Here is an 11,705-nt window from a genome sequence, read left to right on the forward strand (position 1 = left end):
GGCTGGAGCGCGCTCAGACCGGGTCGTCGAGCAGGTTGCTGCGCACGGCGTACATGGCGGCCTCCATGCGCGACTTCATCTGCAGCTTCTCGAGCATGTTGCGGATGTGGTTCTTGACCGTGTTCTCGCTGATGAACAGCTCCTCGGCGATCTCGCGGTTGCTGAGCCCCTTGGCGACGAGCCGCAGCACCTGCAGCTCGCGGGCGGTCAGCTGCGCGGTGGCCGGGGCCGGGCTGCGCGACATCTGCACGAACTCATCGAGCAGCTTCGTCGCCATGCTCGGGCTGATCAGCGACTGGCCGGCCGCGACGAGGCGCACGGCCTCGGCGACCTGGTCGTAGGTCGAGCCGTCCTTCAGCAGGTAGCCGGACGCACCGCTGCGGATCGACTCGTAGAGGTCGGACTCCTCGTCGCTCGCGGTGAGCATGATGATGCCCGTCGACGGCGAGATCGACTTGATGGTCTTGCAGACCTCGACGCCGGAACGCCCCGGCATCCGCACGTCGAGGAGCACCACGTCGGCGGGTGTCTCCTCGACGGCCGCGATGGCCTGGTCGCCGTCACCGACCTCGACGAGCTCGAGGTCGGCATCGGCGCCCAGGACCATCGACACGCCGCGCCGGAAGAGCTCCTGGTCGTCGACGAGCAGCACGCGGATGCGGGGCGCCCGAGAAGTCACCCGTGCATCATGCCACGCACGAGCGGCATCCGTCAGGGGGCGACGTCGCCCGACAGGTCGCCGGACTCGTCGACGTCGAGGTGGATGACTCCGTAGTCGTAGCCCTTGCGGAGGTACACGACGCTGGGTCGCATCGAGTCCTTCTCGAGGAACAGGTAGAAGTCGTGACCGACGAGCTCCATCTCGTAGAGCGCCTGCTCGAGGGTCATGGGGACGCCCTGGTGGGTCTTCTCGCGCACCACGAGCGGGCAGTCGCCCTGCACCTGGACGCCGGCGATCGTGGTCGTCTCGACATCGGTGTCGTCGCCGGACCCGTCGAGCAGGCCCGACGGCACCTCGGCGGGCATCTCCGCGATGGAGACGGGCCGGCGCTTGCCGTGGCTGATGCGCTTGCGGTCGGCGGCGCGACGCAGCCGGGCCTCGAGCTTGTCGATGGCCGCGTCGAGCGCGGAGTGCTGGTCGGTCGAGCTGGCCTCGGCCCGGACCGCCGGGCCTCGTGACCGGAGGGTCATCTCCACGCGCGCGGCCTGCTCGTGCTGCCGCGGGTTCTTCTCGTGCGTGACCTCGACCTCGACGCGGTTGATCTTCTGGCGCTGGTCGTACTTCTCGACCCGGTGCAGCTTCTCCTCGACGTGCTGGCGGAACCGGTCGGAGATCTCGCTGTTGCGGCCGTTGACGACGATTTCCATGGGGGCCTCCCTGCGCTCGGTCGTGCGATGTTTACATGCCACCGAACTTAGACCGACCGGCGCGCGGACACCAGAGGAACACGGAGTTCCTCGACGACCTTCAGGAACGAGCCGCCGTCGGGGCGGGTCGCGCGGCGGCGACGGCGGCGCCGAGGACGCTGGTGCCACCGGCCGCGAGCACCCGCACCGCCTCGGCGAGCGTCGCGCCGGTGGTGACGACGTCGTCGACGAGCACGACGTCGGCGGTCCCCGGGACCGCGCGGCGCGACCGACGCAGCGCGCCGTCGAGGTTGGCCCGACGGTCGCGCGCGCCCAGCCCCACCTGGTCGCGCGGCTGCCGCTCGATGGCGAGGGCGGGCACGACCACGGCCGGCAGGCCGACGTCGACCAGCACCTGCGCGGCGTGCCCGGCCGCCTGGCCGACGAGGTCGCCCCCGCGCCGCCGACGGCTGCGCCGGGTGGTCGGCACGGGCACGAGCACGACCCGGTCGCCCGGGCCGAGCGCGCACACGGACGCGGCGAGGAGCGTCCCGAGCACGGGGGTCAGCCGCGTGTGCCCGCGGCGCTTCCAGGCCAGCACGACCTCGCGCAGCACGCCGTCGTGCTCACCCGCCGCCACGACGGGCACCGGCCCGCCGTCGATGAGTCGCGGCTCGGGCCGCAGCGCCGCGCGGCACCGGGGACACAGGTCGAGCGCGACCCGCCCGCACCCGGCGCAGGCGGCCCCGAGGGCGAGGTCGGCCGCGGCGAGCCAGGAGTCCATGCGGCCAGGGTGGACCGCTCGGCGCACGGTCCGCCGACCCCGTCACGTGCCTGTGGACGCGGCCGTGGTGGAGCCGGTGCCGCTCAGCCGCCTGGGGACAGCGACGCGACCCGGGTGATGCCGAGCCGGGTCCAGGTCGAGTCCGGGCCGAGGTACCAGAGCCGGTCGCGCCGGTCGACCGCCCAGCGACGCTCGCCCTGCACGACGAGCGTCCGCGGTGCGACGTCGGGCAGGATCGGTGCCCCGCCGGCGGCGCCTCCCTCGAGGGACGTGCCGTCGACGAGGCCCTCGAAGACCTGCCGGCCGAGCTCGGTGTCGCCGAAGAACGCGAGCCGCACGCCGTCGACGAACCCGACCGACGACGGCCGCCCCACCTGCCAGGGCAGGGCGCGGCTGGGCCCGAGCCCGACCAGGGCGTCGTCGCCCGAGCGCTGGACCGCACCGACCCGCACACGACCGTCGACGCCGCCCGTGGTCACCGCGTACCGGGCGCCGTCGGGAGAGATCGCGAAGGAGGTGACGTCGAGGCCCGCCAGGCCCCCGAGCGGGAGCATGCGCGTGGCCTGCGGCTCGACGACCCGGACCCGCGGACCGCCGCCGGGGCGGTCGACGACGACGAGGGTGTCGCCGGTGGTCCACCAGGCCGAGACGAGCCGGTCGACGGCCACCTCGACGCGGTCGGTCCCCGTCGTGCGGCGCACGAGCAGCCGCTCACGGTCGCGCGAGAGGGTCGCGAGCCGCTGCGGTCCGACCACCAGCTCGGCGGTCTCGTCGGGGTCGACGTCCCAGACGGCAGGCAGGTCACGCAGACGGCGACCGTCGAGCTCGGCCGCCTCGCGACGTCGTCCGTCGACCACGACGTACGGCTCGCCCTGCTCGCGGGGGCCGTAGCGCGACCACGAGCCCATCGACTGCACGGCACCGCCGGTCGGGGTCAGGGTGGTCGTGCCGGCGCCGACCCGCACGCCCTTGACGTCGGACACCTGGCGCAACGTCCAGACCAGCTGGGCCGACAGCCGTCCCTGGTCGAGGGGCGAGAGGTCGGCGGCGGAGGCACCGAGGTCGACCTCGGCCACGCCGTCGCGGTCGACCGGCACCGCAGGGCGCAGGTCGCCCAGCCCGGGCAGGTAGGTGCGCTGCTGCGCCCCGGGGTCGGAGGGTCCGCGGGCGAGGGAGGCGACGAGGGCGGTGGCCAGCTGCTCCCCCGCCGGGAGGTGGACGGCCGACGCCACGAGCCGCGAGCCCGTCGGGTCGAAGAAGTACACCTGGAAGGCCCGGTAGTAGTCGGTGTAGAACTTCTCGGTCACCAGCAGGCCGGGCGGCGGCTCGGAGATCCGCCACTCGCCGTCGACCCGCTGCAGGGCGAGGTCCCAGCTCGCCGGGCCGGCCCCGTCGGCGACCCGCCCCGACGGGTTCAGCCGCAGCTCGCGCTGCGTCGTGAGCCGGACCCGCGCCGACGTGCTGCCCGTCCGCAGCTCCGCGACCGAGGGGTCGCGGTACACCTGCGTGCCGGCAGCGGGGTTCCAGCGCCGCGCCGCGTCCTCCGTCAGGTACCGCTCGGCGACACCGGTGGAGGGCGGGAACGCCAGCATGGCGTCGAGGTAGCCCGCCACGACCTGCTGCGGCGTGGCCCCCGGGCTCGGCGGCGCGGGCGCGTAGAGCGCCGTGCTCTGCTCGAAGCCCTCGTTCTCGCGCACCTGCCGCACGGGGCCGCCGGTGGGGATCGCCGAGCACGCGGACACGACCGCGAGCAGCGCCACGACGACGGTGGTGCGGACGGCGCGTGTCACGCGAACACCCGCTGGACGACCGGGGCGGGCGCCGTGCTGCGGCGGGCGGGGTCGACGACGCGCGGGAGCGTCAGCACGAACTCGCTGCCCTCCCCGGGGCGCCCCCACGCCTGCAGCGTGCCTCCGTGCAGCACCGCGTCCTCGCGCGCGATCGCCAGCCCGAGCCCGGTGCCACCCTGGGTGCGGGCCGGGTCGGCGCGCCAGAACCGGTCGAAGACCCGCAGGTTCTCGTCGCCGCGCAGACCGACGCCGAAGTCGCGCACCGCGATGGACACGGCGAAGCCGTCCTGGGCCACCTCGATCTCCACCACGTCGGAGCCGCTGTACTTCACCGCGTTCGCGAGGAGGTTGCGCACCACCCGGTCGATGCGGCGGATGTCGGCCTGCACGACCGCCGGACGGTCGGCCCCGACCGTGCGGCCGATGATGCCGGCGCGCTCCAGCAGCGGGTCGGCCGCCGCCGCCCGCGCCACGCGCGCCAGGTCGACGTCGGCGAGGTCGAGCCGCGCGGCTCCCGCGTCGAAGCGGCTCAGGTCGAGCAGCTGGGTGAGCAGCTCCTCGAAGCGGTCGAGCTCACGCTTGAGCAGCTCGGCCGAGCGCGCGCTCTGCGGGTCGAACCGGTCGCGCGCGTCGAAGAGCAGCTCGCTGGCCATCTGCACCGTCGTGAGCGGGGTCCGGAGCTCGTGGGACACGTCGGACACGAACCGCTGCTGCAGCCGCGAGAGGTCCTCCAGGCGCCGGATCTGGCTCTGCAGGCTCGCCGCCATCTGGTTGAACGACGTGGAGAGCCGCGCGATGTCGTCCTCGCCGCTCACGTGCATGCGCTGCTCGAGGCTGCCGGCGGCGTAGCGCTCGGCGATGCGGCGGGCCAGCCGCACGGGCGTCAGCACCTGGCGCGACACGATGAACGCCACGCCGCCGACCATGACCACCATCGCCAGCCCGCCGACCAGGAGGGCGTTGCGCACCAGGCTGAGGGTCTGCTGCTGCTCGGTGAGCGGGAAGAGGTAGAAGAGCGCGTAGGTGTCGCCGGTGCCGGGCGCCCGCAGCCGGCTGCCGACGACCACGGCGGGACGCGAGCCCGACCCGATGAGCGAGAGCTCGGAGTAGCGCCAGAAGACCCCCGGTCGCTCGATCACCTGGCTGCGCAGGTCCGGCGGCAGCGAGCCGGGCGCGAGCCGCCCGGACGCGCGGACCGGCGGCGCGCCGCTGCCCGAGCGGAGCGGTCCCTCGAGCACCAGCTCGTAGGACCGGCTGCCGCTGTCGGTCTCGGTGACCGCGTCGACGAGCTGGGTCAGGGTGGCGGCCTGGGCCTGCGGCTGGGTCTCGACCGCGACGTCGAGCTCGGCCTGCGCCTTCTCGAACCCGCTGCGCGCCTCGGCGACCGCGCTCGCCGTGCGGCTGCTCGTGAGCCCGTCGGCGATCTGCTGCAGCAGCGCCCAGCCGACGAGCCCGACGACGATGGCCACGAGCAGCACGGTGCTCGTGACCACCCGGGCCTGCAGTGAACGACGCCACAGCCCGGTGACCCGCCGGATCACGCCGGCCGGCCCGTCATGGGGCCGGTTCGTCGACGAGTGGCGTGGGCGCGATGGCCTGGTAGCCGACGCCGCGCACCGTCCGGATCACCTGCGGCGACTCGGCGTCGTCCTCGATCTTGGAGCGCAGACGGGTCATGTGCACGTTCACGAGCTTGGTGTCGCCGGGGTGGTGGTAGCCCCAGACCCGCTGCAGCAGCACCTCGCGCGTGAACACCTGGTCGGGGTTGGACAGCAGGCAGGCGAGCAGGTCGAACTCCAGCGGCGTCAGGTCGAGCGCCCGCCCCGCGCGGCTGACCGTGTGCGCCCCGGGGTCGAGCTCGATGTCGCCGAAGACGAGCGGCTCGCCGACGGCGTCGTTGCGCCGCAACCGGGCCCGCACCCGCGCCACGAGCTCGGTGTTCTTGAAGGGCTTCGTGATGTAGTCGTCGGCCCCGGCCTCCAGGCCGCGCACCACGTCGAGGGTGTCCGACTTCGCGGTGAGCATGATGATCGGCACCCCCGACGTCGCGCGGATGCGACGGCAGACCTTCATGCCGTCCTGCCCGGGGAGCATGAGGTCGAGCAGCACGACGTCGGGCTTGAAGGACGTGAACACGTCCATGACCTCATCGCCCGTGCGGCAGACCGAGGTGGTGAGCCCCTCGGCCTGGAGCACGATGGTCAGCATCTCGGCGAGCGAGGCGTCGTCGTCGACGACGAGGACACGGTCGCGCTTGCTGCGTCGGTAGCTCATCGCGACCCGCCCCTCACCTGGTGCCGGACCATCGTGCTCCGCCCGGTCGTGCTCAGTAGCGGTAGTGGTCCGACTTGTACGGACCGGCGACGTCGACGCCGAGGTAGGCGGCCTGCTCCTTGCTGAGCTCGGTCAGCTCGACGCCGAGGGCGTCGAGGTGCAGGCGGGCGACCTCCTCGTCGAGGTGCTTCGGCAGCACGTGGACGCCGAGCTCGTACTGGTCGGCCTTCGTGAACAGCTCGACCTGCGCCAGCACCTGGTTGGTGAAGGAGTTGCTCATGACGAACGACGGGTGACCGGTCGCGTTGCCGAGGTTCATGAGGCGGCCCTCGGAGAGCACGATGATCTTCTTGCCCGGCTGGCCGTCCTCGCCCGGGAAGATCCACTGGTGGACCTGGGGCTTGATCTCGTCCTTGACGATGCCGGGGATCTTGGCCAGGCCGGCCATGTTGATCTCGTTGTCGAAGTGGCCGATGTTGGCGACGATCGCCTGGTTCTTCATCGCCTCGAAGTGCTCGACGCGGATGATGTCGAAGTTGCCGGTCGTGGTGATGAAGATGTCGGCGTAGTCGACGACGCTCTCGAGGCGCTTGACCTCGTAGCCGTCCATGGCGGCCTGCAGGGCGCAGATCGGGTCGATCTCGGTGATGATGACACGGGCACCCTGGCCGCGCAGCGACTCCGCCGAGCCCTTGCCGACGTCGCCGTAGCCGCAGACCACGGCGACCTTGCCGCCGATCATGACGTCGGTGGCGCGGTTCAGGCCGTCGACGAGGGAGTGGCGGCAGCCGTACTTGTTGTCGAACTTGCTCTTGGTGACGGAGTCGTTGACGTTGATCGCGGGGAACAGCAGCGTGTTCTCCTTGAAGCGCTCGTACAGACGCAGCACGCCGGTGGTGGTCTCCTCCGAGACGCCCTTGATCATCGGGGCACGCTTCGTCCAGCGCTGCGGGTCGGCCTCGAGCGAGCGGGCCAGCACGCGCAGCACCTCCTTGAACTCCTCGTTGTCCGTGGAGTCCAGCGGCGGCACGGCGCCGACCTTCTCGTACTCGACGCCCAGGTGCAGCAGCATGGTGATGTCGCCACCGTCGTCGAGGAGCATGTTCGGGCCGCCCTCGGCAAAATCGAAGACCTTCTCGGCCTCGTCCCAGTACTCGGCGAGCGTCTCGCCCTTCCAGGCGAACACCGGGACGCCCTGCGGGTCCTCGGGGGTGCCGTGCGGGCCGACGACGACGGCCGCGGCGGCGTGGTCCTGGGTGGAGAAGATGTTGCAGGTCGCCCAGCGGATGTCGGCACCGAGCGCCGCGAGCGTCTCGATCAGCACGGCCGTCTGCACCGTCATGTGCAGCGAACCGGCGATGCGGGCGCCCTTCAGGGGCTGGTCGGCGCCGAAACGCTCGCGCATGGCCATGAGGCCGGGCATCTCGTGCTCGGCGAGCTCGATCTCCTTGCGCCCGAACTCGGCGAGCGACAGGTCAGCGACGTTGAAATCCATGGCCCCCATGCTACCCGGCCCGACGAGGGGTCGGGGACCGAGTCACGCCAACGCGCGCGCCTCCTCGACGAGCATCACCGGGATGCCGTCGCGCACCGGGTAGGCGAGCCGGCAGGCCTGGCACACGAGCTCGGACGCGTCCTGGTCGACGAACAGCGACGACCGGCACTGCGGGCAGACGAGGATCTCCAGGAGCGCGGGGTCGAGGAACATGCTGCGCAGTCTACGGCCGGTCAGGCTCGCACGACCGCGAGCACCTCGTCGCGCACGCGCTCCATGGTGGCGTCGTCGGCGCCCTCGACGTTCAGCCGCAGGAGGGGCTCGGTGTTGGAGGCCCGCACGTTGAACCACCAGTCGTCGGTGGTGACGGTCAGGCCGTCGAGCCGGTCCTGGTGGTGGTCGGCGTACTGGCGCGAGAGCCGTTCGAGGACGGCGTCGGTGTCGTCGACGCGGCTGTTGATCTCGCCGGAGGCGCTGTAGCGCGAGTACTCCTCCATGAGGGCGCTGACGGTGGTCTCGGTCTCCGCGAGCGCGGCGAGCACGTGCAGCGCGGCGAGCATGCCGGAGTCGGCGAGGTAGAACTCGCGGAAGTAGAAGTGTCCGGAGTGCTCGCCGCCGAAGACCGCGCCGGTCCGGGCCATCTCGGCCTTGATGAGCGAGTGCCCGACGGGGGTCCGCACCGGCACGCCGCCGCGCTCGCTGACGATCTCGGGGACGGCGCGCGAGCAGATGACGTTGTGCAGGATCGTCGCGCCGGGCTCCTGGAGCAGGTGCCGGGCGGCCACAAGCGCCGTGATCGTCGACGGCGCCACCACGTCGCCGTGCTCGTCGACGACGAAGCAGCGGTCGGCGTCGCCGTCGAAGGCGAGCCCGAGGTCGGCACCGTGCTCGCGCACGGCGGCCTGCAGGTCCACCAGCGTGCTGTGGTCGAGCGGGTTGGCCTCGTGGTTCGGGAAGGTGCCGTCGAGCTCGAGGTAGAGCCCGATCACCTCGAGGTCGAGGCGGCCGAGCACGGCGGGCACGGTGTGGCCGGCCATGCCGTTGCCGGCGTCGACGACGACCTTCAGGCGACGTCCCTCGACGGGCGCGAGGCCGAGCAGCGTGTCGGCGTAGGTCTGCAGGAACTCCAGGGACTCCAGGGTGCCGGTGGGCTCCGGCACGTCGGCGGGGTCGCGGTCGAGCAGCGGGCTGGCCGCCTCGGCCATGGCGGCCAGGCCGGACGACAGCCCGATCGGGCGCGCGCCGGCTCGGCAGAGCTTGAGCCCGTTGTCGGCGGCCGGGTTGTGGCTGGCCGTGACCATCACGCCGGGCACGTCGAGCACGCCGGAGGCGCAGTAGAGCATGTCGGTGGAGGCGAGGCCGATCTCGACGACGTCGCCCCCGCGCGCGCGGATGCCGTCGGCGACGGCTCCTGCGACCTCCGGCGACGACGCGCGCACGTCGCGGCCGACGACGGCCCGACCACGGCCCTCGGAGATGCCGACCTCGTCGGCGAACGCCTCCCCGAGCGCCCGCGCGATCGCCGGGTCGAGCTGGTCGGGCACCCGACCGCGGACGTCGTAGGCCTTGACGACAGGGCGCAGCCGTGCGTGCATTCAGTCTTCCTTCGGTGGTGGGACGAGCGTGAGTCCGGGAGGTCCTGCTGCGGGGCGAGGACGACGACGTCCGACCTCGCGCACCGCGTCGGCGAGGGCGAGGAGGTCGTCGTGGCTCGGGCGCACCGTCGACGGGTCGGGCGCGAGCCGCAGCACGCTCCAGCCGTTCGGCGCGGACAGCCGACGGCTGTGCTCCTCGCAGAGGTCGTAGGTGTGCGGCTCGGCCGCGGTCGCCAGCGGGCCGAGCACGGCCGTCTGGTCGGCGTAGACGTACGTCAGCGTCGCCACGGCCGGCTGGGAGCACGCGGACCGCGTGCAGCGTCGAACAGCACCCACGGGCCGAGCGTAGCCCGCCGAGGGGTGCGGTGCGGTTAGGCTCACCGCGTGACCCGACGTCTGCAGCACCTCGACGGGACCGTGAGCGGGCCCCGGCCCGGACGGATGCGGACCCGCCGGCGCGACGCACGCGGTCCGCTGGCGCTGCCCGGGCCCTTGTCGCCGCGCAGCGTGCCGGCGCACCGGACGCCGCGCGAGGCGTTCGACCACCTCGTCGCGGGCGTGCTCGCTCCGCTGGCGAAGCACTTCGACGCCGAGCCCGACCAGGTCGAGGTCGTCGTCGAGGACGTGCCGCTGCTGCCGCCGGAGTGGTCCGAGGACGTGCCGCTCAGCAGCGTCGCGCGTCGCGGCGACGTGACGCTCGTGGTGCTCTACCGACGGCCGCTGACCGAGCGGTCCGGCGGGCGGGTCGACCTCGAGGAGCAGGTGTGGGACGTCGTGCTCCACCGGCTCGCCGAGGTCTGGCAGGTCTCCCCCGACGACCTCGACCCGCGCTAGCCGTTCGCCCTGTCAGGGAGCGGGCCGCACGCGGGGCGTGAGCACGTCGACCGGCGCGGCCTGCAGCGCGAGGCTCGCCTGGCGTCCCCCGGCCGTGTACTGCGCCGTGCCGACGACACCGCCGTCGGAGCGGACCAGCACCGAGGACACGCCGTCGAGGTCGAGCACGCGGCCGAGGTCGACCCGCACGGTCGAGCCCGCCGGCACGGACACCTCGGCGCGGTCACGGCGGGCGAGGTCGGGGCCACGGCCCTCCACCACGACGGTGCGGCCGGCGTCGCCGGGCGCCGTGAGGAGGAGGTCGGGCTCGCCGACCGCGCCGCCGACCGGGACGAGCGCCCCGCCCGTCCAGTCGCCGACGTCCTCGAGCACCGAGAGGTCGCCGTCGGACGCGACCGACGCCGACGCCACGACCGGCTCGTCGGAGACGACGCGCAGCGCCGCAGGGCCGTCGCCGACGCTGCCCGGCAGGCTCACCCGCGTGACGCTGCCGGGCCGCACCCGGACCTCGTCGAGACCCTCCGGCGCGAACGTCCCGTCGGGCCCCAGCACCTCCACGCGAGCGCGTGCCGTCGTCTCCCCCGGGTTGAGCACGCTGAGCGTCCGGGTGCCGCGGCCCACGAGGCCGGCGAGCACCACGCGACGCGAGGGCGAGGCCATGGGGCTGACCAGCTCCGAGCCCTGGGCGCTGCCCGTCGAGGTGTCGAGCGCGGCGACCGCGACGGCGCCGCGACGCCGCGCCACGTGCACGCCGAGGACGTCCTCGCCGGCGGCGAGGTCGGAGAGCCGGACGGTGCGGGTCGAGCCGGCCTCGACGACGAGACCCTCGCCCCCCACGGCGTCGACCGGACCCTCGGGCGACCAGAGCGTGACGTCGAGGACGGCGGGCGTCTGCGACAGGTTGGTCAGGACGAGGACGCCGAGGTGACGCTGCGCGGACCCGAGTCCGGCGTACCAGGCGTCGTCGACGACGCCCGGACAACGTCCCCGAGGGCCCGGGCGAGGTCCGAGCGGACCCAGCGGGCCGGGTCGACGACGTCGGCGACCTCGTCGCCGCCGGGCGACAGCCTGGCGGACGCGGAGCGGCCGGCCTCGACCTGTCCCGTGACGAGTCCGGGGCCTCCGGCACACGCGTACCGCGTCTCCTGCACGGGCACGGCGCGTGGGGCCTCGCCGGGGTCGTCGGAGGTGCCGACCAGCGCGGCCAGCAGCACCAGGAGCGCGGCGAGCGCGGGCAGCAGGGCGGGCAGCCCGGACCGTCGACCGCCCGTGCGCGGACGGCGGCGGGCGGCGTCCCCGGCGGCACTGGACCTGCGGCCGGGCGCTCGGCGGGGCCCGCGGCTGGGCTGGCGCTCGACGCGCCTTCCCCCGCTCACGAGCGCACCTCGTCCGTGCGGACACGACGACCGCCGCCGGACGTCACGTCACCGGAGGGCGTGTCGTCCGGGGTCGACGGTCGGCGGCGCACCGGCGCGGTCAGCACGACGGCGACGAGCCAGAGCAGCACCTGGCCCGCGGCCAGGAACGGCCGCCACGCCGGCGCCTCGGGGCGCGCCGGCTGCGTCGGCTCGGCGAGCGTCCAGACC

Annotated in this window: 14 protein-coding genes; 1 reads left to right on the forward strand and 13 read right to left on the reverse strand. The window is 73.6% G+C overall.

The genetic code is table 11. The features are described from left to right. Positions 1–13: 13 nt before the first annotated feature. The 10 genes from A6Q81_RS04645 to A6Q81_RS04690 all read right to left on the reverse strand — a co-directional run bounded on the left by A6Q81_RS04645 (position 14) and on the right by A6Q81_RS04690 (position 9,666). Positions 14–679 carry a response regulator gene (locus A6Q81_RS04645; RefSeq protein ID WP_236749822.1) on the reverse strand — a complete coding sequence of 222 codons (666 nt, stop codon included), beginning with the start codon at positions 677–679 and terminating at the stop codon, positions 14–16. A gap of 32 nt (positions 680–711) precedes the next feature. After that, positions 712–1,368 carry a ribosome hibernation-promoting factor, HPF/YfiA family gene (gene hpf, locus A6Q81_RS04650; RefSeq protein WP_286689695.1) on the reverse strand — a complete coding sequence of 219 codons (657 nt, stop codon included), beginning with the start codon at positions 1,366–1,368 and terminating at the stop codon, positions 712–714. 100 nt (positions 1,369–1,468) lie between these two features. After that, positions 1,469–2,131 carry a ComF family protein gene (locus tag A6Q81_RS04655; RefSeq protein ID WP_286689696.1) on the reverse strand — a complete coding sequence of 221 codons (663 nt, stop codon included), beginning with the start codon at positions 2,129–2,131 and terminating at the stop codon, positions 1,469–1,471. 83 nt (positions 2,132–2,214) lie between these two features. Then, entirely contained in the window at positions 2,215–3,921 is a 1,707-nt protein-coding gene (locus A6Q81_RS04660) for an LpqB family beta-propeller domain-containing protein (protein ID WP_286689697.1), read from the reverse strand. Continuing rightward, on the reverse strand, positions 3,918–5,462 hold the full coding sequence (gene mtrB / locus A6Q81_RS04665; RefSeq protein ID WP_067855472.1) for an MtrAB system histidine kinase MtrB: 1,545 nt from the start codon (positions 5,460–5,462) through the stop codon (positions 3,918–3,920). Before mtrB ends, A6Q81_RS04660 begins: the two co-directional genes overlap by 4 nt. A gap of 13 nt (positions 5,463–5,475) precedes the next feature. Next, positions 5,476–6,195 carry an MtrAB system response regulator MtrA gene (gene mtrA / locus A6Q81_RS04670; RefSeq protein ID WP_067855469.1) on the reverse strand — a complete coding sequence of 240 codons (720 nt, stop codon included), beginning with the start codon at positions 6,193–6,195 and terminating at the stop codon, positions 5,476–5,478. Positions 6,196–6,247: 52 nt separating this feature from the next. Beyond that, entirely contained in the window at positions 6,248–7,690 is a 1,443-nt protein-coding gene (ahcY, locus tag A6Q81_RS04675) for an adenosylhomocysteinase (RefSeq protein WP_193786277.1), read from the reverse strand. 42 nt (positions 7,691–7,732) lie between these two features. Beyond that, positions 7,733–7,903 (reverse strand): Trm112 family protein, encoded by a 171-nt coding sequence (locus tag A6Q81_RS04680; RefSeq protein ID WP_083516268.1) that lies wholly within the window; start codon positions 7,901–7,903, stop codon positions 7,733–7,735. Between the two features lie 20 nt (positions 7,904–7,923). Beyond that, entirely contained in the window at positions 7,924–9,285 is a 1,362-nt protein-coding gene (locus A6Q81_RS04685) for a phosphomannomutase/phosphoglucomutase (protein WP_286689698.1), read from the reverse strand. Beyond that, positions 9,286–9,666 carry a DUF3499 domain-containing protein gene (locus A6Q81_RS04690; RefSeq protein ID WP_308207082.1) on the reverse strand — a complete coding sequence of 127 codons (381 nt, stop codon included), beginning with the start codon at positions 9,664–9,666 and terminating at the stop codon, positions 9,286–9,288. Positions 9,667–9,669: 3 nt separating this feature from the next. Here A6Q81_RS04690 and A6Q81_RS04695 point away from each other — a divergent pair, with 3 nt between their 5' ends. Continuing rightward, a complete protein-coding gene (locus tag A6Q81_RS04695) occupies positions 9,670–10,119 on the forward strand; it encodes a metallopeptidase family protein (protein ID WP_144433670.1) in 450 nt (149 codons plus the stop codon). Between the two features lie 12 nt (positions 10,120–10,131). Here A6Q81_RS04695 and A6Q81_RS04700 read toward each other — a convergent pair whose 3' ends face one another. From A6Q81_RS04700 to A6Q81_RS04710, 3 genes are all read right to left on the reverse strand, one after another. Beyond that, positions 10,132–11,139, reverse strand: a complete 1,008-nt coding sequence (locus A6Q81_RS04700; RefSeq protein ID WP_286689705.1) for a DUF5719 family protein — start codon at positions 11,137–11,139, stop codon at positions 10,132–10,134. After that, positions 11,025–11,495 carry a hypothetical protein gene (locus A6Q81_RS04705; protein ID WP_286689706.1) on the reverse strand — a complete coding sequence of 157 codons (471 nt, stop codon included), beginning with the start codon at positions 11,493–11,495 and terminating at the stop codon, positions 11,025–11,027. Before A6Q81_RS04705 ends, A6Q81_RS04700 begins: the two co-directional genes overlap by 115 nt. After that, positions 11,492–11,705: hypothetical protein (locus tag A6Q81_RS04710; protein WP_286689699.1), on the reverse strand; the 214-nt coding region annotated here is incomplete at its 5' end. The genes A6Q81_RS04710 and A6Q81_RS04705, both read right to left, overlap by 4 nt.

It is taken from the genome of Aeromicrobium sp. REDSEA-S38_B2 (assembly GCF_001628525.1).
Classification (GTDB): domain Bacteria; phylum Actinomycetota; class Actinomycetes; order Propionibacteriales; family Nocardioidaceae; genus Aeromicrobium; species Aeromicrobium erythreum.

Bases quoted from the DNA above. Each gene is read 5' to 3' on its own strand.
- hpf (WP_286689695.1), bottom strand. From the start codon at position 1,368: ATGGAAATCGTCGTCAACGGCCGCAACAGCGAGATCTCCGACCGGTTC.
- mtrA (WP_067855469.1), bottom strand. From the start codon at position 6,195: ATGAGCTACCGACGCAGCAAGCGCGACCGTGTCCTCGTCGTCGACGAC.
- A6Q81_RS04655 (WP_286689696.1), bottom strand. From the start codon at position 2,131: ATGGACTCCTGGCTCGCCGCGGCCGACCTCGCCCTCGGGGCCGCCTGC.
- A6Q81_RS04685 (WP_286689698.1), bottom strand. From the start codon at position 9,285: ATGCACGCACGGCTGCGCCCTGTCGTCAAGGCCTACGACGTCCGCGGT.
- A6Q81_RS04680 (WP_083516268.1), bottom strand. From the start codon at position 7,903: ATGTTCCTCGACCCCGCGCTCCTGGAGATCCTCGTCTGCCCGCAGTGC.
- ahcY (WP_193786277.1), bottom strand. From the start codon at position 7,690: ATGGATTTCAACGTCGCTGACCTGTCGCTCGCCGAGTTCGGGCGCAAG.